Below are 22,721 nucleotides of genomic sequence, written 5' to 3' on the forward strand. Positions count from 1 at the left end.
AAAAAGTAGGATCTGACCCTGGCCCTGGCCGGAGAGCAAGGTTCGGATACCATCAACGGAGTCAACATTTCCGTGGTTAGCTAGACCAACAACTTTAATGTTTTCTTCAAGGCAAACTTCGAGAAGTTTGTGGTTGTAATCGTCCTCAGATAATCCTTGTTGCGCACCTCTATAGCCAATGTAACTTGCAGGATTGACCTGTAGTGCACATTTCCAAAATCTTGCTTTTGTGAAAACACCCTCATTCATAAACATCCCTTTTTATTCTGGCTAGATTAAGCTTAAAGTATCATACATACTAATGCGTTTTTTTGATCTGACGCTTAAAACTGTAATCTGTCTGAGATTAGTTCCGGTCGCTATTGTGCGACTTATACTTTACGTCCGCTTCTCGCTCAAACCGGACAATTCCTCTGCATATAGCCAACAATTTCTACAGAATACTCCCAGATTTTGAACAGAGCTGACTAAGATAGGGCAATACTTAGTCAGCGGCGCAAATAGGTATCCTGGCTCCAGTCATAATACAAAATTCCAACTTACTCTCTGCGTCTTAGCGCCTCTGCGAGATCCCATTCTCTTTGCCGAGGCCTGGATATCCCGAAACCCCTGGCTAAAGAGGATCAAAACACCATAGCCTTACCGCGACCACTGGTCTCTGATGCGGCATCCAGGTTGCCATTGTTATCCCGGCTGATGACCTGTAGATCGCCGAAGCGTCTGCCACTGAGTTTGTAGCCCATTTTTTCAAGCTGATATTTTGCCCGGGCAGAGAGGCCGGGATGGTGGCGGATCACATCTTTGGGCAACAACTGATGATGCACGCGAGGTGCATTCACCAGCTCATCGGCGCTCATGTCAAACAGCACCCGGTTTAAGATGGACTGAAACACCGAGCTGATAATGGTGGTGCCGCCCGGTGAGCCCGAGACCATCTCCACCTGATTGTCTTTTAACAGAATGGTTGGTGTCATCGAGGAGAGCATGCGCTTTTGCGGCTCTATCTTGTTGGCTTCTTTGCCGATGGCACCAAAGAAATTCGGCACGCCGGGCTTGGCACTGAAATCATCCATTTCGTTATTCAGCAAAAAGCCCGCCCCTTCTACCACCACGCCATTACCGAAACCTAGGTTAATCGTCGTGGTATTGGAGACCGCATTACCCCATTGATCGATGACCGAGTAATGGGTGGTATCTTCACTTTCTTTAAGGCCCGGTTTGACCTCTTCGGTAACAGAAATACTGTCGATGGATACCTGCGCCGCTCGTCTGGCAATATAGGTATCATCAAGTAATTTTTCTGTGGGTACCGGATGGAAATCCGGGTCGCCCATATATTCTCCACGGTCGGCAAAGCCGAGTTTGCCAAGCTCCGCCAGCAAATGGATATATTGCGCCGAATTATGCTCCAGATCCTGGAAATGCTGTTTCAGTTGCGCCTGCATTTTCAGCATCTGCACCAGTACCAGACCGCCGGAACTTGGCGGCGGCGCGGACAGAACCTGATAGCCATTCCAGCTATCGCTGATGGGAGTGCGCCATTTTGCCTCATAAGCGGCCAGATCTTCGCCAGTGATCAGGCCACCCTGTTGCTGCATAAATTCTGTAATCAGTCTGGCCGTTTCTCCGTCATAAAAACCTTGTGGACCGTGCTCAGCAATACGCTTTAGGGTGGCAGCTAACTGCGGCTGTTTAAATAACTGATCTTCACGCATGCGGCCGAAGAAATAATCGAAGTTTCGCCCGTGACGATCCTGCTTAACCCTTCTGATATAGCGTTTAACTGACCTCAGCAATTTGGGGTGCGGCATAAAGCCATCTTCTGCCAGTTCGATGGCCGGAGCCATCAGGGTTGACCAATCCTTCGTGCCGTATTTCTGGTGCGCCTGCCACATGCCCATTACCGCACCGGGCACACCGGATGCCAGAATGCCGTACAGCGGCTTTTCCTGAATCACATTGCCCTTTGCATCCAGATACATGTCTTTATGAGCAGCCAGTGGCGCTTTTTCGCGATAATCGAGGAAGTCAGCCTGATTATCCTTGTAAATCAGCATAAAGCCGCCACCGCCGATATTGCCAGCCTCGGGTAGGGTGACCGCCAGTACAAAGTTTGCAGCCACCGCTGCATCAACTGCATTACCCCCTTCTTCGAGCACCTGTCTGGCCACATCAGCACTGTAACTGTCGGGCATGGCCACTGCGGCTTGCTGTGTCTGCGCAACAACAGGCTGGCTTACCAGCAAAACTACAAGAATAAATAGTCTCAACATTGTTCATCACCTTAGGGCAGGAATAGAGAATAAGAACAAAGGGTTAACCTATCCCGAGTCGACGCGAAAGTCCATGCCAGTGGCACAGGTATTGAGTATGGCAGGCGCAATAAAAGCATAAACAAGAACAGTTTTATGGGCAGCGATGGCTGACACAGCTGCCCCTGATTGCTATGCAGCCAGAAAGACCACAATAGCAACAAGGCAGGGGACAAACAGAAACCATTTAGGGCGCCACAATATGCCGGCCAGAGCGCCTGTGTAAAACAATAGCCATAGCCCCCATTGGACAACTTCAAAGATACCCGCCAAGGCGATCAGTATGACGCCAATAAGGGTTTTAAGAAACACGTACGTCACCCCCCAGGCCAGTTGTGCGAATTCACCGCCGGATAAGCTGCGCAGGTAAAGGTGGTAGCGCTCTCTGAGAGCCTGAATACCAAACAGGCTGCTTGCCAGTATCAGCGCGCTGAGGAAACAGACCAGATTTAACAAATAAGGCTGTACGTCTGGATGCAATGAAGAGGCACTGATGCGGGTCAGGGCAATCAATAGCAATAGGGCAATAAGCCGCAGTTTTTCGCCGCCGGGAGACGAGATATCCGCCCGCAAAAACAGTCGGAAGAGCCCGTGCGGCCAGTTACCGGATGGGATTGAAACCGCTGGCATAAAACGCTCTGTCACAATGGCAATGACCCAAAGCAGCAACCACTGCAACTTGCTCAGTTCCTCTGGCCAGGTAAAGGCGAGAAAAGGAAAAACCAACAGGCTGATCCACGGCAGTGTATTGTTCACTGCGATAAAGCCGTAATAAGCAGACAGTATCACCAGAGCCAACAGGGGAATCAGTTCAGCCAGAAATGCTGGCGAATTTGCTGATGTCAGGGTACCGCTTTGTTGAACCAGAACGATGATCAGCAGCAGTACAGGCCCCAGAATAAACACATTTGCGGCATAAATTATCAATCCCCAATCGCAGAGGGATTTAAAGGCCGGGTTTGTGGGTAGTGCTTTCAGATAGAGCTGATAGCGGGCTGCATAAATGCCGTCGCGCTGAAAATTCATCCAGCTGTAGAGCAGTAACAGATAGCCCCACAAAGTATTCAGGTATAACGAGGATTGAGTTTGCGGATCGGCCAGTACCCCCAATGACAGCAGTGGTAGCATCACCAGTGCAGGTAAGGCCATAGGGAACAGTGCCACCAGTCCGATTCCCATTTGTCTGAGGCTGGTCAGCCACTGCTTTAATGATTGATGGTAAAGCCTGATCCTGAATAACCAGTAGCTCACATGACACCGTTGGCAATATCTTGCAGTGGAATATGTTGCATTTCGGTATTGCCGGATGACAGGTTGTCGTGGCTTGCCACAATAATCTGCCCCGGGTAATTGTCCAGGATCCCTGCCAATACAATTCTGGCCTGATCATCCAGGCCATTGCCAGGCTCATCCAGTATCAATAAATCGGGTTGATGCATCAGGGCGGTGATTAAACTGAGCTTTTTATAATTGCCCAGTGACAGGTCCTGCACTTTAGTAAGAAGGAATTTCCCGAGGCCAAACTCTGCTACCCAGCCCTGATCATCCTCGCAGCCGAATTGTTGTGCGTGAAAACGCAACAACTCTTTTACCGGCATAAATGCGGGCAGTGCCACTTTGCTGGCGCTGATGCCGATGCTTTGTTTACTGCCAGCGAGAAGCACATCCTGCTGATTAAATGTGATCTTGCCCTGCTGAGGTTTAAGTAAACCCGCGGCCAACAGCAATAAGGTGGTTTTGCCACAGCCATTGGGGCCACTGATTAGCGCCCGGCGAGCATCAATAGTTATCGACAGGTTGCGTAACAGCGATTGATGCGGATAACTCTGGCTGACCTGATTAAAAGTTAACAACTGGGCAGGCTCCCTAACGCTTTGGCAGAATGGTTGACTCTGACTGACATCGCCTGGCTAATCCTTGGGCAGCTTATCCCGCTCTTTTTGCTGGTCCGGTTTCACCTTATATTCTCCTTCAATGGTACTATTGTCGTCGTCCTGATTCGGACGGCGATAATATTGTTGCTGTTGTTGTGCCTGCACTACCTGAACCTGCATTTTATTCAGCAGCCAGCGCGCAATCAGTGGCCGGGAGAAGGGGGCCACCAGTAAAAGACCAAAGGCATCGGTGACAAAGCCCGGCGTTACCAGTAACACACCCGCAATGGCCAGCATCAGGCCTTCGGCCATTTCCTGACCGGGGATTTGGCCCATGTCCATTTTGCGTCTGGCCTGAAACAGCGTGGCCACGCCCTGCATCCGCACCAGTGCAGCGCCTACAGCCGCAGTGAGTATTACCAGGCCAATGGTTGGCCAGCCGCCAATGCGATCGCCAACTTCGATTAACACAGCGATTTCAATAATTGGCATAATCGCGAACAGAAAAAATAGTTTTCCCATGGGGTATCCTTGCAAAGGTGTGCACAATAGAACGGGTATAACAAAACTATGTTGGGGCCAACTATAGCAACACAAGCCACGAGTACCCACAACCGAAATGTATTATGCGAACCGCGGGAATTTAACATGCCCGCAGACACCGGCCACGCGCCCAATGGTTAATTGTGGGTATGAATTGGCATAAATGTTACAAAGTATAAAAGTTGAAAGACAAAGTGAACAGGAAGGGTCTTATGACAGTATCTGATATTTGCCTGGTGCTTTGCACCTGTCCTGACAACGAGACAGCGGCTCAGATTGCCCGCGCTGCGGTGGAGCAAAAACATGCCGCTTGTGTCAGTATACTCCCCGGCCTGACGTCCGTTTATAGTTGGCAAGGCGAGATAGAGCAGGACAGTGAAGTACAGTTACTGATAAAAACGACAAAGCGCAATACCGATGCACTATATAAGCTGGCGTTAAGTCTGCACCCGTATGATGAGCCGGAATGGCTTATTGTTGATATTGCCGGTGGCGCTGCCACTTACCTGAACTGGATTAAAAGTAGTACAGAATGATTACAAAGTATTTGCGGTTTTTTATTGTTGCGCTTGTTCTTTATTTTCCCGCCCTGGCTGTTGCTCAGGATCCTCTGGCCGATTTACTGGGTGAGCAGCAACAATTTTTACCCGTCGAAGAGGCGTTTCAATTCGAATTTCGTCAACAGGATGGCAAGTTGCATCTTAGCTGGCAAGTGGCCGAGGGATACTATCTTTACAAAAAACAGTTTAAGACGGCGCTTACCGATGTAAACCTTTCAACGCCGCGTTATGCCCCGGAGCAGGGCGAAGAAATAGAAGATGAATATTTCGGTGTATCCGAGGTGTATTTTGAGGATGTCAGCATTGAGTATGATATTCATTCCTCTGCTCAGGACGGTGTCGTTAAAATCCGTTATCAGGGCTGTGCCGAAGCCGGATTGTGTTATCCGGCCACCACTCAGGTGGTGTATCTGGATCAGGTGAGCGATAGCGCTGACGGCAGTGAGGCTGCGGCCGCCGAGCAGGAGCCGGAGGCAGGCAGCCGCTCCGAACAATTTGAGCTGGCCGATCTGCTCTCAAGCGATCAGCACCTGCTCTGGACCCTGCTGATCTTTGTGGTGCTTGGTGCCGGTCTGGCACTGACACCTTGTGTTTTCCCTATGTACCCTATTCTGTCCGGCATCATTATCGGTCAGGGCAAAGAAATTAAGACTTCCAAAGCGTTCAGTCTGAGTTTTATCTATGTACAGGGCATGGCCATTACCTATTCTTTGCTGGGGCTGGTGGTCGCGTCGGCAGGGGTGAAATTCCAGGCTGCATTGCAGCATCCTGCCATTCTGATCACCTTTATTGTTGTGTTTTCTTTGTTAGCACTGGTGATGTTCGGAGCCTGGGAGCTGCAATTACCGGCTAAATGGCAGGAAAAGCTGAATAACGTCAGCAATCAGCAAAAAGGTGGCCGGTACTCCGGGGTATTCCTGATGGGAGCCATTTCCGGTCTGGTGGCATCGCCCTGTACTACCGCACCACTGACTGGGATCTTGTTATTTGTGGCCCAGAGCGGCGATCTGGTGCTTGGGTTTTCAGCCCTTTATGCCCTGAGTATCGGCATGGGCATACCACTGGTGCTGTTTGGCATGACCGGAGGAAAACTGTTGCCCAAAGCCGGCGCCTGGATGAATATCGTCAAGGTAACCTTTGGCTTTATGATGCTTGCGGTGGCCTTATTGTTTGTTGAACGCATGTTCGATAACCAGTGGACCGACCTTGCCTGGGCGATTCTGGGACTGTCCACTTTTAGTTACTGGCAGGTGATGAATCAGGGGACGGCGACAAGTTTTTTCAAAGGGATTCGCAGTCTGATTATTTTCCTGGGGCTGTTTGGCTCGGCGCTGTATGGCTATCAGGCGGTGCTGCCCGGTGTTGGCCTGGTGCAGTCTGGCAAGGTGTCAGATGCTGAAAACGAGGTCACCAAAGGTGAAGAAGTGCATTTTATGCGGGTCAGAGATCTTGGTGATTTTGCCGCAAAATTGCAGGCCGCCAATGCTCAAGGCAAGTCGGTGATGATCGATCTTTATGCAGACTGGTGTGTGGCGTGCAAGGAATTTGAAAAATACACTTTTCCCGACGAACGAGTGAAAAAAGCACTGGAAAATACGGTGTTGATGCAAATTGATTTGACTGAAAATACACCAACCAGCCTGGCATTTCAGGAAGAATTTGCGGTACTCGGATTACCGACCATTCTGTTCTTCGATGCTAAGGGAAATGAACTCCAGCGCGCCAGAGTCACAGGCTTTATGAACGCAGAGCGCTTTGCCGCCCACCTCGAAAAATTGCCGTTGTAGGGGAAAGTTTTCAATTTGCATGAGTCGCCCAGCAACCTTTGAATTAACCAATGTGCTTACCGGCAATATCCTGTTGTCAAAGGTGCTGGATATACCCGGGTGTAGCGGAGCGGAATCCGGGGGCTTCCTGCTCGCAAAAGAAATTTCACCACAGAGGCACCCCGCACCTTTACTTTTTCGGTTTGAAGTATGTCCCTGAAGAAACAGCTAAGCAAAGGGGCTGGGCAGGCAGAGGGCACAGAGAAGTAAAGGGCATTAAACCGTTATTACCTCTATGTACTCTGTGTTTATATTGAATCGCGCAAGGGCCGCAGAGAAATATGGAATTGGCGTTATCAGCCCCCTGCGTCTTAGCGGCTCTGCGAGAGTAATGTATTTGTTCGTGTTTTTAGTGGTTTATTCAGCCTTTTTCCAGGGGCGCTGGATGCCCAGCACTTTTGAATTAGCAATGTGCTGTTAAATAGGACCGTGCAATCAAAGATGCTGGACAGGCCCGATAACAACACTCGGGCATGACGGGCTGTCTTTCCCCACGTGTAGTTGGCGGGAATCCAGTGTCTTAATGTTTTTTAACCTTCGTGTTCCTTGGCGATGTTTGTGGTTAACTTACTCATTTCTTCACCGCAGAGTCGCAGAGCGCGCGGAGAAAACGGAGATGGAACGCCTTCTGAATCTCTGTGTTCTCTGTGCCTCTGTGGTTAATCTTATAGCTCTTAAAGGCCGTAGGACGCCAGGATAGGACTCAGTTTAATCGGCTCATTGAGTCACTCCCGTCTCTGATGGTCGAATAAATTCAACCCTGGTCTACACTTATCCCCAGCTTAATCGATTGGGGCGGAAGATGAGAGGCTTACTGATAATACTGTTGTGTTGGGTTTTCAATGCTCATGCAGATGTGGTGCGTAGCCAGCTTACCAGCGAGATTCAGAATCGCGAACCTGTGGATGATTTACAAGATGAAGTCGTAGGCAGGCCCGGGCAGATCACCACGGTAATGTTTTTTACGCATATTGAAAATCGTATGAATCAGCAGGTGATACATAAGTGGCTGTATCAGGGGGAAGTGAAAGCAGAAGTGCTTTTCGATATTGGCAGTAACAACTGGCGGACATGGTCCAGTAAGAATCTTTTGCCTAAATGGCAGGGTGACTGGCAGGTGCAGGTCTGGGTTGGAGAAAAGATGCTGGTCAGCGAAGAATTCAAGTTTACCCTGGCTATGGATAATTACTAATCTGACCGGGCATGAGCAAAGCAAATACCTATTCTGCGTTGATGTACTGGCTGTTAAAGTTAAGGTGCAATGTTATTATTCGCTATATCTGAATAATGCGTTAAGAGAATTGAATGCACCCATCCCTTGTTCGTATCGCTACCCGTAAAAGTGCCCTGGCGCTATGGCAGGCTGAGTATGTCAAACAGGCTCTGGAAAAGGCCCACCCTGGGCTCAGGGTAGATCTGGTACCCATGTCCACGCAGGGGGATCGGGTGCTGGACACTCCGCTGGCGAAAATTGGCGGCAAGGGATTGTTTATCAAAGAGCTGGAAGTGGCAATGCAGCAAGACAGAGCCGATATTGCCGTGCATTCTATGAAAGATGTTCCCATGGAAATGCCACAAGGTTTTGGCCTGTATGCGATTTGTGAGCGAGAGAATCCCTTTGATGCCTTTGTGTCCAACCAGTATGCCGATTTACAGTCGCTGCCCAGAGGGGCGGTAGTCGGTACCTCCAGTATGCGTCGCCAGTGCCAGCTCAAAGCCTGGCGTGATGATTTGCAGATCCGTGATTTGCGCGGCAATGTGAATACCCGTCTGGCTAAGCTGGATGCCGGTGAGTATGACGCCATTATACTCGCCTGTGCGGGGCTGATTCGTCTGGAAATGGGCGAGCGTATTCGTCATGGTATCGAGCCGGAATTCTGTCTTCCTGCCGTCGGACAGGGCGCGGTCGGTATCGAATGCAGGGATGATGACAAGGATCTGATCGCACTGCTTAAACCTCTTAATCATCAACATACCGCCATTCGTGTGCGTGCTGAGCGGGCCATGAACCACACCTTGCAGGGGGGCTGTCAGGTGCCCATCGGTGGTTTCGCCTTGCTGGAGAGCGACAAAGTCTGGTTGCGGGGCCTGGTGGGCGCTGTGGATGGCAGCGAGATTATCAGTGCTGAAATCCGCGGTGATGCTGCTGATGCCGAGAGTTTAGGTCAGCAGCTCGGGCAGATGTTACTGGAAAAAGGCGCCGGCAAAATACTCAAAGCGTTGTATCAGCAACATGAGTGATTTTTTATTACTTCGCCCCGAAGGTAAATGTCAGCAAAGCTGTGAGCGCTTTGCCGCTGCCGGTATTCCGGTTGTTGGTCTGCCCCTTTTGCGTATCGAACCTCAGGCTGAACAGCTTGAGCAACTGACAGAGACGTTGTTATCACTGCCAGCCCAAAGCAAGGTGATATTTACCAGTACCTCTGCGGCCAACCTGGCGCTGGAGGCCATGGCGGATAAAACCTGGCCGTCACAGTTAAGCTATTTCGCGGTTGGCAACAGCAGCGCTGAAATCATCCGCCAAGCCGGGCTGGCGGTACAGGTGCCAGAGCAGCAGGATTCCGAAGGCTTGCTGGCATTGGCGGAATTGCAGGCTGTTAACGGCCTGCCGGTGTTACTGGTAAAAGGTGAAGGAGGCCGGGAGTTGCTGGCCGAAAGCCTGGCAGAACGCGGCGCTGTGCTAACGCCTTTGAGTATCTACCGGCGTCAGCGGGTTGAGCAGCCAAAGCCGACTCAGCAATGGAAACCAGAACAGATTCAATGCATTATTACTACCAGTGGTGAACTGATGGATGCGGCGTTTTCGCAGTTTGATCGCGACTGGCTTAAAACGCTGCCCTGGATCCTGGTCAGTGACAGGCTGATACAACAGGCCACAGAGCGCGGTATTACGCAGGTTATCCGCAGTGAAAATGCCAGTGACGATGCGCTGATTAACACTGCCCGGCACTTTATGGAGCAACAATCTATGGCTGAGCCAGATAAACATTCAAGTTCAAAAGCAGCGCAACATAGTGCAAAACCCGAACCTGAAAAGGCGCGGGATAACAGCTCTGCTGTGACCTCTGCTTCCTCAGGTTCGCCCAAAAATAACAAAACAGAGAATAAGCCCGCTACCAAAGCTGCAGACAAAGACCCGAAACCTGGCCGTACTGGTTTTCTGTGGCTGGTGGCAATACTGAATCTGTTAATGGTGCTGTTGCTCGCTGCAGCCGGTTACTGGGGCTGGCAGCAATTCCGGTTCACCCAACAGGCTGAAGACAGTGGTCTGGAGCAACTGGCGGCTGATGAGCAACGTCAGCGTCAGCAGCTGACGCAACAGCTCAGTGAGCAACTGGACAGCGCGGAACGGACGCGGCAACAGGATATGCAAAGCCAGCAACAGGCATTGCAACAGCGTCTGGCGGAATTTGAACAACAACTCAGTGCTAACCAGCAACAGTTGCAGCAGGTCAAAGGCCGTCGTCCTAATGACTGGTTGCTGGCTGAGGCCGCCTATCTGGTGCGTATGGCGGGTCGTAAGCTGTGGCTGGAAAAAGACGTGCAAACCGCCACCTTGTTGCTTGAGTCTGCCGATACGCGGCTTGAAGATCTCAGTGATCCCAGCCTGTTGCCGGTTCGCCAGGTATTGAGCGATGATATTCAGCAACTTCGCCAGATCAACCCGCAACCCCTGACTAAACTGGCGTTGCAACTGGGCGCTCTGGCCAGTCAGGTGGATGCGTTGCCACTGGATATGGTGGTGTTGCCCGATGCGGAAGAACAACAGGTGCAGGAGGAATTATCCGATTCGGTGTCAGACTGGCGTATGAATTTAAAGCGCAGCTGGCAGGGCATAGTCGATGATTTTATTACCGTTCGCCGGCGCACCGAGCAAACCAAACCCTTGCTTAGCGACAAACAGCAGTGGCTGGTGCGCGAGCAACTGCGTTTGTATCTGCTGCAGGCGCAACATCTGGTATTAAGAGAGCAGGCAGAGCTGTATCAGTCATTTCTGAGCGAAGCACAAAGCTTACTGGAGATGTATTTTGCGCCCCAGGCTCCGGCGGTGGCGGGATTCAGCAGCTCTCTGGCCGAGTTACAGCAAACCGAACTCCGTCGTGATTATCCGCAGCAACTGCAATCTGCAGCGGCACTGGAAGATATCCTGCAGCAGCGCCTGAGTTCACAATATCAGGGTGAACAGCCATGATCCGCCTGTTTATTATCCTGGCTATTTTGCTGGCAGGGCTGATTGCCGGGCCATATCTCATAGGCCAGAAAGGTTATGTGCTGATTGCGCTGGGTCACTGGACAGTGGAAATGAGCGTGATTTCTTTAGGGCTGATGCTGATCGGCGCAATCCTGGCCTTTTTGCTGCTGGAATGGCTGATAAAGCGGATACTGACCCTGGCGACCGGCTCAAGGCAATGGCTGGGTAACTGGGGGGAGCGGCGTCGGCGTAAAGCCTTCAGTGAGGGCCTGATCGCGCTGGAAGAAAACAATCTGGCCGAGGCCGAAAAGCAACTGGCCCGGGTCGACAGCGATCGCTTTTCCGGTCTGAATTTATTGCTGGCGGCACAGGTAGCACTGCGTTTCGGGCAGGCGGACAAGGCGAGAGAAAAATGGACTCAGGCACTGGATTATCCTTCCTGTGTATTAGCGGCGCGACTGCATTTAAGTGAACTGGCGCTGGCGCAGCACAATCCTGCTCAGGCACTGGCCCTGCTCGGTGAGCTGGATGATAAACAGCAGCACCATCCGCAGGTGGCGGCAGTATGGGCAAGGGCACTGGCGGCATCGGGTAAATGGCGGGTATTGCAGGAGAAGCTGGCTAACTGGAAAAAAGTGCTGGGCAAAGACGCGTATCAGCAATGGATGTACAGCGCGGCGCAGGGCATTCTTGCCGAAGTGGCCAGTAAAGAAGGGGCCAATCAGCTGAAGATTTACTGGCAGCAACTGCCCCGCATACAGCGCCAGAACCCTGCCTATCAGGCGGCTTATATTCAACAACTGCTGGCGCAACGTATGGATAGCGATGCCGAGCAATTGCTGGTGGACTGGCAGAAAAAAGGCCCCCATGCCTTATTGTTACCCTTGTTTCGGGAGTTGAAACTTCCCAATCCGGTTAAGGCAGTCAGGGCATTGGAAGGCTGGCTGAAAACCGATGAAAAGAATGCTGAACTGCTCTCTGTGCTGGGACAATTGTCGGCTCATGCCGGGGATCTGCCGCTGGCTGAGAAGGCTCTGACTAAGGCATTACATCTGCGCCCGGATCATAAAGAAAGTCAGCAGGACAGATTGCGTCTGGCTCGGGTTAAGGAACTGCAGCAGGATGATAAACAGGCGCTTAGTCTGTATAAGAAGAGCCTTGCAGTTAGAGAGGGGTGAGGAAGAGCCAGTCTCTCGCAGAGGCGCAAAGTCGCAGGGTAAAAAAGGACTTTCCTCAGCGGGCTCTGCGCCTCTGCGAGATAAAAATCAGTTAGTGTAGCCCGGCAACCTTTGAATTTACCAATGTGCTTACCGGCAATATCCCAGTGTCAAAGGTGCTGGATATACCCGGATGCAGCGCAGCGGGATCCGGGAAGCTGTGGCTCAGTGGTTATATTGAATCTCGCAAAGGCGCAAAGTCGCAAAGTCGCAGGGTAAATCTAAAGGGGCTTTCCTCAGCGGGCCCTGCGCCTCTGCGAGATAAAAAGCAGTTGGTGTAGCCCGGCAACCTTTGAATTTACCAATGTGCTTACCGGCAATATCCCAGTGTCAAAGGTGCTGGATATACCCGGATGCAGCGCAGCGGAATCCGGGAAGCTGTGGCTCAGTGGTTATATTGAATCTCGCAAAGGCGCAAAGTCGCAAAGTCGCAGGGTAAATCTAAAGGGGCTTTCCTCAGCGGGCCCTGCGCCTCTGCGAGATAAAAAGCAGTTGGTGTAGCCCGGCAACCTTTGAATTTACCAATGTGCTTACCGGCAATATCCCAGTGTCAAAGGTGCTGGATATACCCGGATGCAGCGCAGCGGAATCCGGGGCTTCCCGCAATCCGCTTCTCTCCTTAACGGGCTACGCGCAAGGTGTCCGGGGTCTGCGGTTATTTCCCGTTTTCATCATCTTCCAGCCAGCGATACAGTGTCCGGCGGGTGATCCCCAGTATTTGTGCCGCCTTTTGTTTGTTGCCGCCGGTATGCTCAAGCACCTGAGCAACATATTGTTGCTGCATGTGTTGCAGGCTGGGCCAGCTTTGGCGCTGACTCTCACTGATGACCGAGGGCTCAGCGGGTGCTGATTGACGGATCCGTTCAGGCAGATCGGCCAGCCCAATATAATTATCCTGGCAGAAGGTATAGGCTCGCTCTATGGCATTTTGTAGTTCTCTGACATTTCCGGCAAAGGGATACTGATACAGGCAGTCCAGTGCTTCGGGGGCAATGCCCCGCACCTGCTTAGGCTGAGACAGCCTGAGTTGCTGTAAAAAATGCTCGGCCAGCAGTTCCAAATCCTCGCCACGCTCACGCAGTGGTGGCACTTTGATGGTAAAGGTTTCCAGGCGGTAGAACAGGTCGGCACGAAAGGCGCCATCGGTGACCCGCTGCTCGAGATCCTGATGAGTGGCGGCGAGAATACGCACATCCACAGGTTCTTCCTTATCACTGCCAACAGGGCGCATGGTGCCTTCCTGCAATACCCTCAGTAATTTGGCTTGTAAAGACACCGGCATCTCGCCGATTTCATCCAGCAGAAGGCTGCCGCCTTGTGCTTCTTTAAGCAAACCGGCCCTGGCCAGTCTGGCCCCGGTAAAAGCACCGGCGGCATGGCCAAAGAACTCGCTTTCCATTAACTCGGCAGGGATCCCGGCACAGTTAATAGCCAGAAAGGGTTTATCCTGACGGGGGCTCGCCTGATGCACGGCCTTGGCGACCAGCTCCTTGCCGGTGCCGCTTTCGCCGAGGATCAGTACGCCGCCATCGGCGGGGGCAATATGTTCAATCTGATGGCACAACTGGCGCATACTGCGGCTTTTCCCCACCAGACCATAGGTTTGAGCCTGTTGCTGTTGGCGATACTGGTTCACTTCCAGATACAGCGCCCGGTGTTCCAGCAGACGTTTAACGTTTAACAGCAGGTGCTCAAGATCCAGCGGTTTGGTAATAAAGTCATCGGCACCCTGTTTGAGGGCAGAGACGGCTTCGTTCACCGAGGCAAAGGCGGTGATCAGCAATACCGCCGGGGCCGGATCCCAGGCCTTGAGTTTGGGCAGCAGTTGCATGCCACTGATCCCCGGCAGACGAATGTCGCTGATCACCAGATCCGGCTTATCCTCAATATGATGTTGTAAGGCGAGCTCGGCAGACTCAAAGGCATTCACCTGATAACCGCAACTCTCCAGTTCTTCCTGGAGTAATTCGCGCAATCCGGGATCGTCTTCTACAACGGTAACCTGACTAAGATTCATGTTCTGAATGTTCCGGCAATGGGAGTCTGACTGTAACCCGGCAACCGCCATTTTTACGGTTTCCCAGGCTAAGTTCTCCGCGGTGGTCTTTGATAATATGAGCAGCAATCGTCAGCCCCAGTCCGGTGCCTTCTCCCTGATTTTTAGTGGTATAAAAGGGGCTGAGTAATTTTTCGCTCTGCTGTGGGGTGGCAAGTCCCGGCCCGTCATCTTCTATATGGATCAGCAAAGATTCCGCAACCTGATGCCAGTGAATGGTCACTGCATTTTGTGCCGCCTGCACTGCATTGCGCAGGATATTGATCAGCGCCAGCTCCAGGCGCTGAGGATCGCCAATGAGCATCTGTGCCGACGAAGATGTGATATCTATTTTGCAGCTGTCGATCAGCATTTCATAACCGAGGTTTTCCACCGCCTGGTTTACCAGGTCCGTAATATCAAACTTTTCGGTCTGCACCTGTTGATGGCGGCTGAAATCCAACAGTTGTTGCACCATTCGGGTCAAACGTTTTACCTGGCCTCTGACCGCCGCAAGCTGACGCAGACTGTCGGCATCGTCGGTCTGACGGCTCAGGCGCTGTGCGCGGCCATCAATTACTGTTAACGGGGCGCCCAGTTCATGGGCCACACCGCGGGCCACCTGGCCAATGGCCGCCATCTTCTCTTTCTCTTTAAGTTGCTCCTGTAAAAGATACTCCTGGTGTCGGTGGGCGCTGATCTCGGCTTCGGCAGCAGTAATACTATCGAGCATCTGATTTAATCCGTTTATCAGTTCACGTATTTCTCTGGGGCCGGACTCGGTGGCTCTGTGCTTGTGATCCCCCTGTGCCACACGGCGCATGCTGCTGACCAGTTGACTGACATAGCGACCGATAGCGCGATGGTGGCCGAGAAACAGGATCCCCAGCGTCACCAGCACCAGGCCAGCCCAGCTTAGCCAGGCAAGGCGGGCGAGTTTGTCGAATGAGCGCTCAAAATCGCTGGCACGGCGAGTGATCTGTAGCAGCCCGCTGACCTCACCATGGCGGTCGGTGATGGGCAAAAAATAAGAATAAACATCCCGCCCTTCAACAGAACGGTAGCCATCCTGTTGCTCGCCGGTTTGTACCACCAGCTCGGCCATATTGCTGCGGCTGAGATCTTTTTCTGTGACGCCGGAAAAGGTTACCAGCTTACCCTCTTTATCGAACACAGAGGCACCATAGACACGGCCGATACTGAATACTGACTCAAGGTTTGATTGCAGGGCAGTGAGATCATTTTTGGCTAGCGCTTCACTTACCGGCAGGCGGATAGCGCGACCTACCAGTTCCAGATCGCTGCGCAATTTCTCATTGGCCATCTGTTTGACAAACGCCAGTCCAAACCAGGTCACCAGAGCGTAAATGATCACCATGGGTAGTACCAGATATAGCGTCAGCAGAGGTTGCAGCCCCATGGCCTTGAGTTTGTGTATACTGCGTGAAAATATGTTCAAATTTGTCACACCGCGACACCTTTCCATGTCAAAAGGATACACTATTAATTGGGGGATTGCAGGATGCCGGTCACATGAGATTTATATAATTATTATAAAACAATGAGTTAAGTCTCTACTGCGAAACTGGCACGACCTTCGCTTTATTTGGGATGAAATGTCGTAAATCGAATTGGCAGATTTTTGCCAGCAAATAACAGGAGACTTACCTATGCGTAAATTAATGATTGCTGCTTCTACCAGTATTGCATTGATGGGCTTTACCACAGGTGCTGTAGCACAGGATGCACCGGTACCTCAGCAACAGCAGGCGCAACCTCAGGAACGCGTATCGGATGGCAAGTTGCAGCAAGTGGTAGATGCTATGAGTGAAGTGCGCGCCATCAGTGGCAAGTATGCCGAAGCTTTCCAGAACGCCGAGGATCAAACCAAGGCACAGGAAATTCAGCAAAAGGCTCAGCAGGAAATGATTAATGCAGTTTCTGAATCAGGCTTGTCTACTGACGAGTACAACACTATTGTTCAGCGTCTGCAGACCGACGAGCAGTTGCGAGAGCGTATGAACGAACTTGCCGGTGAGTAATCTGGCCGGTTGAATGGTAAAAAAGGGGAAGCTTTTTAGCTTCCCTTTTTTATTTCGGGCATCCAGCTCTTCCGCCGTCCCAGGCGGTCGTATGCCGGAGTTGCGGGGAGTATTCTCCGGCGATACGGTAATGCACTTCAGTTAGGGATATGTGGCGTTTGTAAGTTGAGCTAAACGAGACATTGACCTCCCTGTCTTTGATGTCTTTCGGTTAGTACGTCATAAATGCAGGGACAGCCAGGCTATCAGCTTTGCCGGCCTTTGAAGAGGTATAAAAATGCCAGTCAGCTTAGCTGACTGGCATTAGACCTTGTGGCCGATACTTATCGCGGGCATTAAGGATTGTAACGCTTATTCGTTTACGCTCTGTGAGCGGTTAACGTATGATAGCCTGCTCTCGGAGAATTTATGCAGGCATCTCAGCCACAAACTCTCAACCCGGATTCCCGGGTTACGCGCGAGGTGAGAGTACAATTGTCTGATTTGGATGGCGTAATGAAAAAATCCGTGGTCATCCTGTTGGTGATGAGGCATTTTTTCATATAACCAGACGAATCAAGGAGATGCGCTATCGCTCGTGTGCCAACTGCCGAATCCAGGTTTAATTGGGTCATACTTTTACTGGCCTCAGTCACCGCTGTTACCCCGCTGGCAATCGATATGTATTTGCCGGCTTTTCTGGCGATCTCTGAAAGTCTGAATACCGAGATCTCTCTGGTCCAGGTTTCCCTGAGCTGTTATCTGGCGGGTTTTGCGTTGTCTATGCTGATCTTTGGTCCTATCGCCGATATTGTCGGCCGCCGACCTCTTGCGCTCTGGGGCCTGTGCCTGTTTATGCTGCTCAGTATCGCTATCGTGTTTGTGCGCCAGATAGAGTGGTTTCTGGTGCTGCGTACCATGCAGGCCATGGCCGGGGGAGCGGCCGCAGTGGTGGTGCCGGGTATTGTGCGTCACTTATATGGCCAGAATACGGCTAAAGGCATGTCCTATGTGTCGATGATTATGATGATAGCGCCATTGATTGCACCCAGTGTTGGCAGTCTGATCCTGCAATGGTTCGACTGGCGTGTGATCTTTGTGGTGCTGGCCTGTTATGCACTATTGCTATGGCTGCCAGCTTTTCGTTGGTTACCGGAAGTCGCGACCCGTACTCAGCACGGTCCCTGGCTGAAACTGTTCTTCTCAGGCTATGTGACGGTGCTGGGTAACCGTGCAGCCCAGCCGCATATTGTCATTTCCATGCTGGTATCTTTTGCCTTTTTCGGCTATCTGACCGCAGTGCCTGTGGTGTACATGGAGGCGTTCGGTGTTTCCGAGCAATTGTTCGGTATTCTGTTTGCGTCCAATGTGGCGGCGTTAATGATGGTGAACTTTGTTAATACCCGGCTGGTGGTGCGCCATGGCTCGGAGAAAATGCTTAGCATAGGTCTGGTGATGGGGTTGCTGGCCGCTGCCAGTCTGCTTACCGTAAACCTGCTTGGACTGGGGCTGGCCTACACCGTGGTCAGTATTATTCCGTTGATTGGCTCGCTGGGCCTTATGGCAGTTAACGCTGACTCCCTGATCCTCATTCGTTTTCCCCATCATTCGGGTACGGCTACTGCGGTAATCGGCAGTCTGCGCTTTGGCAGTGGTGCCCTGGTGGGGCCGGTACTGGCGTTAACCTACACCGGTACGGCGGTGCCCTTTGCCACGCTGATGTTCTGTGCATTGGTGGTGGTGTTGCTGACCAAAGTCGTTACCCGTGGCAGAGCTGTCCCTGCCGAACAAGAGCAAAATTAGCCAGGTTCTGATTACGTTAGCTATTCAGGCCCTTCGTTTAACTAGCAGGGGAATCTCTTCGTCGCTGGTTACCGGTGCAGATTGACTGGCGGTTTTACGTGGTTTGATTTTCTCGCCCAGTACCAGCATACAGGGGGTCAGAAATAAGGTCAGGGCGGTGGCAAATACCAGCCCACCGGCAATGGCGCTGGACATCTGTGTCCACCATTGAGTGGAGGGGGCGCCAAAGCCAAGGCTGGGCTCAAGCAGATTGACGTTGACCGCCAGCACCATGGGCATCAGCCCCAGCACTGTGGTAACAGACGTCAGCAGTACCGGCCTTAAACGCAGACAGCCGGTTTCCAGTGCTGCCTGTTGTGGTGACAAGCCGTTATCGCGCATCTGATTATAGGTGTCGATGAGTACAATATTGTTATTCACCACAATGCCCGCCAGCCCGATAATACCCATGCCTACCATGACCACGCCAAAGCTCTGGCCATTGATTAGCAGGCCCAGTAACACCCCGGCGGTGGAGAAAATGATAGCGGAGAGCACCAGCAGGCTCTGATACCAGCTGTTAAATTGCACCAGCAGGATCATCAGCATCAGAAATATCGCGGTAATAAAGGCGCGGATCAGAAAGGTCATGGCTTCCTGCTGATCGGCACTTTCCCCGGCGGTTTTAATCGATACATTGTCCGCTATATCCAGTTCACTGGCATACAGGGCCTGCAGCCTTTCACTGACCTGATAGCCTTCACTAAGGTCGGCTTTGATGGTGATGGCGCGGTTACCATCGATGCGTTTAACAATACTGGTTTTTGGGGCGGGCTCCAGTTTCACAAAATTGCTCAGCGGTACCTGCCCACGGGGGGTGTTAATGGTCAGGCGACTGAGCTGATCCAGTGAACGCCAGTTCTGGGGAAAACGCACGCGGATATCCACTTCATCACTGGCGTATTCGGGGCGGAATTTGGCCAGCAGCAGACCGTTACTGATCATCTGTACGGCGTTACCTACAGTCAGCACATCGGCACCGAAGCGGGCGGCGGCGGCGCGATCAACCAGCAGCCGCCATTCCACCCCTGGCAGGCTGCGATCATCTTCAATATCAACAAAGCCCTCCATTTGTTGCATCTGAGCGATGATCTTCTCCACTGACTGTTCGGTGGCTTTGTTGTCCATACTGCTGACCTGCAACTCGACCGGTTTGCCTGCTGCCGGGCCGCCTTCCTGCTCACGGAACTCGAGAATAATACCGGGAATATCTGCCGTCAGGCTGCGCATTTCTTCCAGTATCTTTGCTGCCCGTCGGCGCTGATGCCAGTCGATAAACTGAAACTGCAGGGTGCCAATCACATCCGGCGCCAGTTCACCGCTGGCACTGGCCAGCGAGCGGGCATACAGGGCCTTGACTTCAGATAAGCCAAGCAGCCGCTTTTCGACCTTTTGCAGCAGGGCGTCTTTTTCATAAATTGACATATCGCCACGAGCTCTGACCCAGACCTGGGCTGACTCAGGCTCAACGGAGGGGAAAAATTCCAGGCCATGGTTGTATTTACCATAGGCCAGGTAAATCACAACTATGGCGCCAATCGCACCGATAAAGGTCAGGCCGGGACGGCGTAACAGCCAACCCAGCGCACGGCCATAGGCTTTACCCCCGGCGCTGCTTTTAACCTCGTGAGCCAGGCTTTGGGTACGACTGACGCTGCCCATAACCGGCAAAAATATCAGTGCCATAAGCAAGGATGCCAGCAAGCAGAGGATTACGGTGGCTGGCAGATACTTCATAAACTGACCGACAACACCGGGCCAGAACAACAGCGGTGTAAACACCGCTATGGTGGTGGCCGTGGAGGCAATAATAGGCCAGGCCATGCGGTTGGCGGCATTGGCCCAGGCCTGTTTGGGTTTCTGGCCTTCGGCCAGATTCCTGTCTGCCAGCTCGCTGACCACAATAGCGCCATCCACCAGCATCCCGGCCACCAGGATCAGGGCAAACAGCACGATAATGTTCATGGTATAGCCCAGCATATAGATCATCAGTATGCCGGCAAAAAACGCACCCGGTATGGTGATGCCCACCAGTACCGCTGAACGTATGCCCATGGTAGCAATGATCAGTATCAGCACCAGCACCACCGCGGTAAGCACATTATTGAGCAGATCCGAGAGCATGATTTTCACATCCTTAGACTGATCCATGATGTAATTCACTTCCATGCCTTCGGGCAGCAGGCTGTCGGCCTGTTCAATAATTTGTTTGGTCTGCTCTATGGTCGAGATGATATTGGCGCCACTACGTTTCTTAATTTCCAGTACCACCGCAGGCTGACCGTTTATGCGGGCAAAGCCAAGGGGATCTTTAAAGCTGCGGCTGATGGTGGCCACATCGGCAAAAGTAATTACGGTGTCGCCATCTACCTTGATGGGTATAGACAGCACATCATCCAGATCCTCTATCACCCCCGGCACTTTCATGGCCATGCGACCGGCACCGGTGTCCAGGCTGCCTGCCGCCACCAGGCGGTTATTGTTGGAGACCAGGCTGAAAAGTTGCTGATAATCCAGCCCGTAGCCTTCGAGTACCTGCGGATCGACCACGATTTCGAGTAAATCCTCGCGGTCACCACCGATATCCACTTCCAGCACTTCGGGAATGGACTCGATATTCTCTTTTAACTGGCGGGCAATAAACACCAGTTGGTTTTCTGAAACCGGGCCGGACAGGCCCACAGACAATACCGGGAACAGACCCACATTAATTTCGTTAACGGTTGGCTCTTCCGCTTCGCTGGGTAATTTGGCCCGGGCGGCGTCCACCTTGACCCGCACATCGGTCAGCGCCCTGTCGGCGTCAAATCCGGCATCGAATTCCAGCATTACCGAGGCATGACCTTCACTGGCAGTGGAGGTCATCTTCTTGATCCCTTCCAGGGAGCGCAACTCATGTTCCATAGGCCTGACAAGTAAACGCTCACCATCTTCCGGGCTGATGCCATCCAGGGTCATGGACACATACATCATAGGAATGGCCACATCCGGATTGGCTTCCTTGGGAATGGATTGGTACGCGGTAATCCCGGCGATAAACAAAAACAGCAATAACATGATGCTGGCGCGGCTGCGTTGTATCGCCGCGCGAATCATCTGATTCATGATTTTGCCTCAGTGGTATGCACCACGTCTCCTGGCTGCACAAAGCCGGCGCCCTGTATGATGATTTGTGCCCGTTCAGGCAAACCGCTGATCCAGGCGCCATCATTGGTGGCGGAGAGGATGCTGATCGGATAAAACTCCACCTGCTGTTGTGCGTTAACCACCGAAAGCCCCAGGTTACCGCTGTCATCCAGGCTCAGCAGCGCCGGTGATACATGATGAGCGGGCACACTGCCAAGGGCTATTTCCACCGTGGCGCTGCCACCGGCGATGCGCCAATGTTGCGGGTTGGGGGCCGTGATCTCAACATAAAAACTGCGGGTGGCGGTATCGGCAGCCGCGCTGATAAAGCTTAAGGTGCCTTCCAGTTTGCGGCCATCGAGCAGAGTCAGGGTTGCGCTCTGGCCAATTTCCAGTTCGCTTACATGTTGCTGTGGGATCTGTGCGGTGACTTTGAGCTTGTCCAGTTGCACCAGTTGCATCAGGGCCGTGCCGCTTTGCACCAGGTCGCCCACTTCGATATGGCGGCGGTCGACCACACCATCAAAGGGGGCGCCGGGCTCAGTTTGATTGAGGTTAAGACGGGCGCTTTGTAACTCGGCTTCGGCTTTTGCCAGTTCACTTTCCAGCCGGGTCAGTTCAGTGGCCGAGGAAAACTGCGATTCCTCCAGGGAGCGCGCGCTTTTCAGTTCGCTTTGGCGTAATTTCAGGTTGGCCTGAGCCTGGGCCAGCAATGCACTTCGGCCTTCATCGGAAATACGCAACAGCTTTTCCCCTTGCTGCACGGGCTCGCCCTGTTGCTTGTATAGCTGTTCTACCCTGCCGCTTTGCTGTGACTTGATCTCCACCAGACGCCAGGGCAGCACCTGGCCCTGTGCAATTGTTGTGGCTGCATAGGGCTGGGCCTCAGACCAGCGCGTTTCAACACTGGCCAGCTGTGCTTTCGGAGGTTGTTGTTCAGCGGGCGCTTCTGTACGGGCACTGTAGTCGTCACCACTTAACAGCCAGATAACCAGCGCTATGGCCAGCACTACGGCAATGATCACGGGAGATAACGATATCTTTTTCAACATAAGTGCATCCCTGGCAACAGGCGCGGATAATTGGACAGCATAGCCTGAATATACCGATGGACTTGAGCACCAGCAAGGAAGCAATTGTAAGCTTTAGTTATTAGCCACCAGCGCTGCGAGC

The 22,721-nt window shown here is 52.3% G+C and carries 17 protein-coding genes; 8 read left to right on the forward strand and 9 right to left on the reverse strand.

What is annotated here, in order from left to right; all coding sequences use genetic code 11:
- From CDA54_RS19735 to CDA54_RS12185, 5 genes are all read right to left on the reverse strand, one after another.
- Positions 1-249, reverse strand: a 249-nt coding sequence (locus tag CDA54_RS19735) for a hypothetical protein (RefSeq protein ID WP_218962405.1), incomplete at its 3' end; no start/stop codon positions are given.
- Between the two features lie 374 nt (positions 250-623).
- Positions 624-2,273 (reverse strand): gamma-glutamyltransferase, encoded by a 1,650-nt coding sequence (gene ggt / locus CDA54_RS12170; protein WP_099035299.1) that lies wholly within the window; start codon positions 2,271-2,273, stop codon positions 624-626.
- A 171-nt stretch (positions 2,274-2,444) separates the two neighbouring features.
- Positions 2,445-3,563 (reverse strand): DUF6136 family protein, encoded by a 1,119-nt coding sequence (locus CDA54_RS12175; RefSeq protein ID WP_099035300.1) that lies wholly within the window; start codon positions 3,561-3,563, stop codon positions 2,445-2,447.
- The gene (locus tag CDA54_RS12180) at positions 3,560-4,165 is read right to left on the reverse strand and encodes an ABC transporter ATP-binding protein (RefSeq protein ID WP_099035301.1); all 606 of its coding nucleotides are present in this window, start codon (positions 4,163-4,165) and stop codon (positions 3,560-3,562) included. The genes CDA54_RS12175 and CDA54_RS12180 overlap by 4 nt, the downstream gene beginning before the upstream one ends.
- A gap of 57 nt (positions 4,166-4,222) precedes the next feature.
- Positions 4,223-4,708 (reverse strand): FxsA family protein, encoded by a 486-nt coding sequence (locus tag CDA54_RS12185; protein WP_099035302.1) that lies wholly within the window; start codon positions 4,706-4,708, stop codon positions 4,223-4,225.
- A 233-nt stretch (positions 4,709-4,941) separates the two neighbouring features.
- Between CDA54_RS12185 and cutA the strand changes: the two genes are divergently transcribed.
- The 6 genes from cutA to CDA54_RS12215 all read left to right on the forward strand — a co-directional run bounded on the left by cutA (position 4,942) and on the right by CDA54_RS12215 (position 12,485).
- Positions 4,942-5,265, forward strand: a complete 324-nt coding sequence (cutA, locus tag CDA54_RS12190; RefSeq protein ID WP_099035303.1) for a divalent-cation tolerance protein CutA — start codon at positions 4,942-4,944, stop codon at positions 5,263-5,265.
- Positions 5,262-7,076, forward strand: a complete 1,815-nt coding sequence (locus tag CDA54_RS12195; protein ID WP_099035304.1) for a protein-disulfide reductase DsbD — start codon at positions 5,262-5,264, stop codon at positions 7,074-7,076. Before cutA ends, CDA54_RS12195 begins: the two co-directional genes overlap by 4 nt.
- An 841-nt stretch (positions 7,077-7,917) precedes the next feature.
- A complete protein-coding gene (locus tag CDA54_RS12200) occupies positions 7,918-8,307 on the forward strand; it encodes a DUF2914 domain-containing protein (protein WP_099035305.1) in 390 nt (129 codons plus the stop codon).
- Positions 8,308-8,420: 113 nt separating this feature from the next.
- Positions 8,421-9,356, forward strand: a complete 936-nt coding sequence (hemC, locus tag CDA54_RS12205) for a hydroxymethylbilane synthase (protein WP_099035306.1) — start codon at positions 8,421-8,423, stop codon at positions 9,354-9,356.
- Positions 9,349-11,307, forward strand: a complete 1,959-nt coding sequence (locus tag CDA54_RS12210) for a uroporphyrinogen-III C-methyltransferase (RefSeq protein WP_099035307.1) — start codon at positions 9,349-9,351, stop codon at positions 11,305-11,307. The genes hemC and CDA54_RS12210 overlap by 8 nt, the downstream gene beginning before the upstream one ends.
- Complete coding sequence (locus CDA54_RS12215; protein WP_099035308.1) at positions 11,304-12,485, forward strand: heme biosynthesis HemY N-terminal domain-containing protein; 1,182 nt, start codon at positions 11,304-11,306, stop codon at positions 12,483-12,485. The genes CDA54_RS12210 and CDA54_RS12215 overlap by 4 nt, the downstream gene beginning before the upstream one ends.
- Before the next feature lie 694 nt (positions 12,486-13,179).
- Here the strand turns inward: CDA54_RS12215 and CDA54_RS12220 are convergent.
- Together CDA54_RS12220 and CDA54_RS12225 are read right to left on the reverse strand one after the other, a co-directional pair.
- Complete coding sequence (locus tag CDA54_RS12220; protein ID WP_099035309.1) at positions 13,180-14,541, reverse strand: sigma-54-dependent transcriptional regulator; 1,362 nt, start codon at positions 14,539-14,541, stop codon at positions 13,180-13,182.
- The gene (locus tag CDA54_RS12225) at positions 14,531-16,027 is read right to left on the reverse strand and encodes a sensor histidine kinase (protein WP_229748149.1); all 1,497 of its coding nucleotides are present in this window, start codon (positions 16,025-16,027) and stop codon (positions 14,531-14,533) included. The genes CDA54_RS12220 and CDA54_RS12225 overlap by 11 nt, the downstream gene beginning before the upstream one ends.
- Positions 16,028-16,229: 202 nt before the next feature.
- Here CDA54_RS12225 and CDA54_RS12230 point away from each other — a divergent pair, with 202 nt between their 5' ends.
- On the forward strand, positions 16,230-16,601 hold the full coding sequence (locus CDA54_RS12230; RefSeq protein WP_099035310.1) for a DUF4168 domain-containing protein: 372 nt from the start codon (positions 16,230-16,232) through the stop codon (positions 16,599-16,601).
- A 579-nt stretch (positions 16,602-17,180) separates the two neighbouring features.
- Positions 17,181-18,383, forward strand: coding sequence for a multidrug effflux MFS transporter (locus CDA54_RS12235; protein WP_099035311.1), 1,203 nt, complete (start codon positions 17,181-17,183; stop codon positions 18,381-18,383).
- 24 nt (positions 18,384-18,407) lie between these two features.
- Here the strand turns inward: CDA54_RS12235 and CDA54_RS12240 are convergent, their stop codons facing one another.
- Entirely contained in the window at positions 18,408-21,527 is a 3,120-nt protein-coding gene (locus tag CDA54_RS12240; protein WP_099035312.1) for an efflux RND transporter permease subunit, read from the reverse strand.
- A complete protein-coding gene (locus CDA54_RS12245; RefSeq protein ID WP_099035313.1) occupies positions 21,524-22,600 on the reverse strand; it encodes an efflux RND transporter periplasmic adaptor subunit in 1,077 nt (358 codons plus the stop codon). Before CDA54_RS12245 ends, CDA54_RS12240 begins: the two co-directional genes overlap by 4 nt.
- Between the last annotated feature and the right edge of the window lie 121 nt (positions 22,601-22,721).

This window comes from Lacimicrobium alkaliphilum (assembly GCF_002591895.1).
Taxonomy (GTDB): domain Bacteria; phylum Pseudomonadota; class Gammaproteobacteria; order Enterobacterales; family Alteromonadaceae; genus Lacimicrobium; species Lacimicrobium alkaliphilum.